The sequence below is a fragment of the Pseudomonas sp. 6D_7.1_Bac1 genome, assembly GCF_025465945.1.
In the GTDB taxonomy this organism is placed as follows: Bacteria; Pseudomonadota; Gammaproteobacteria; order Pseudomonadales; family Pseudomonadaceae; genus Aquipseudomonas.
Genome location: NZ_JANLNW010000049.1, coordinates 1 through 1,355 on the forward strand (window position 1 = coordinate 1; position 1,355 = coordinate 1,355).

Here is a 1,355-nt window from a genome sequence, read left to right on the forward strand (position 1 = left end):
ACCAGCAACTGGTCTTGTCGTCGGCCTGGCCTTCGCGGTCCCAGTGAAATTGCACCTTCACCCGACCGTACTGGTCGCAGTGGATCTCTTCACCCTTGGGGCCGGTGACCACCGCGCTCTGGCTGCCGAGGATGCGCGGTTTCGGGTGCACCAGCGGCGGCCGGTTCGGCACGTCCCACGGCGTGGCCTGAAAGCGGTTGCGGTAGCCCTGGTGGAAGTCGTCCTTGAGCGCGGTGGTGTCGCTGGTCACCGACTCTTCGAGCACTTGCGGCTGCTTGCCTTCGTGAAGGATTTCGGTGAGCAGCCAGAGGTCGTTCCACTTGGCTTTGGGGTGCTGACTCAGGGCGAGGAAATGCCCGCTGACCAGCAGCGGCTGATCGCTTTTACCTTCGGCCAGTTGGTAGTCGCTGCGGTGCCGTTCAAGGCTTCGCTTGGCCAGGTGCTTGCCGCGTTCGCGGTCGATGAAGCGCCCGGGGTAGTCGTAGTCTTCAAGGTCCGGTTTGGCCTCGCCACGGGACTCGCTTTCGAGGGTGATGCGCGGCTTTTCGAAATCGTAGTCGCGGCGCGTGGTGCGGCTGGTGCGGGTTTCCAGGCGCAGGTCGAAGCGTTTGATCACCGGGTCGTTGGCGACCATGCCGGAGTCTTGCTGGTAGGCCACGGGCGCGAGTTTCGGGAACACCGTCTGGTCATCGCCGAACACCAGCTTGTGGGCGGTGGCGCTGTGCTGAAAGTGGTAGTGGATACCTTCTTCCTCGCACAGGCGCTGGATAAAATGCAGGTCCGATTCATCGTACTGAACGCAATACACGCGCTCGGGATAAATCGCCCCGACTTTGAATTGGTAGGCATTGCTTTGGATGCCGTGCTCTTCGAGGACCTGGCCGATGATTTTCGGCACGCTGAGGTTCTGGAAGATGCGTTGGTTGATGCGGTGCGCCAGGTAAGACAGTTGCGGGCGCAGGGTCACGGAGTAGCGGGTCAGGCGCTTGCCGGCGTCGCCTTGGGCCACGCGATAGATCTGCCCGTGAATGCCGGTGCCGTTTTGCGCGAGCTGCAAAAACGCCGGTTTGTGCAGCAGGCTTTCGAGGTCCAGGGACGGGTTTTCGCTGACCAGTTCGACGTCGAACTGAAACGGCTGACTGATGGCTTCCCGACCGGTGAGGGCGAGTACCTGAAGATCGTTCGCCAGACCTTCTACGGTCAGGCTGAAGTGAGTCTGGTTGGCCGGCGCGAACATCCGTTGTTCCTCGTGCAGTGCAGCAGCATCCATCAAGCCCTTAGCGGGCGATCAACGAACGCAAGAATTCTTGAGTGACGCAAACAACATCGACCAGCAGAGCTGGCCGATGTTTTGT

Annotated in this window: 1 protein-coding gene; it reads right to left on the bottom strand. The window is 61.0% G+C overall.

The genetic code is table 11. From position 1 onward, the window contains the following. Window positions 1–1,237: type VI secretion system tip protein TssI/VgrG (gene tssI, locus NTD87_RS10865; RefSeq protein ID WP_262113867.1), on the bottom strand; the 1,237-nt coding region annotated here is incomplete at its 3' end. Window positions 1,238–1,355 lie beyond the last annotated feature (118 nt).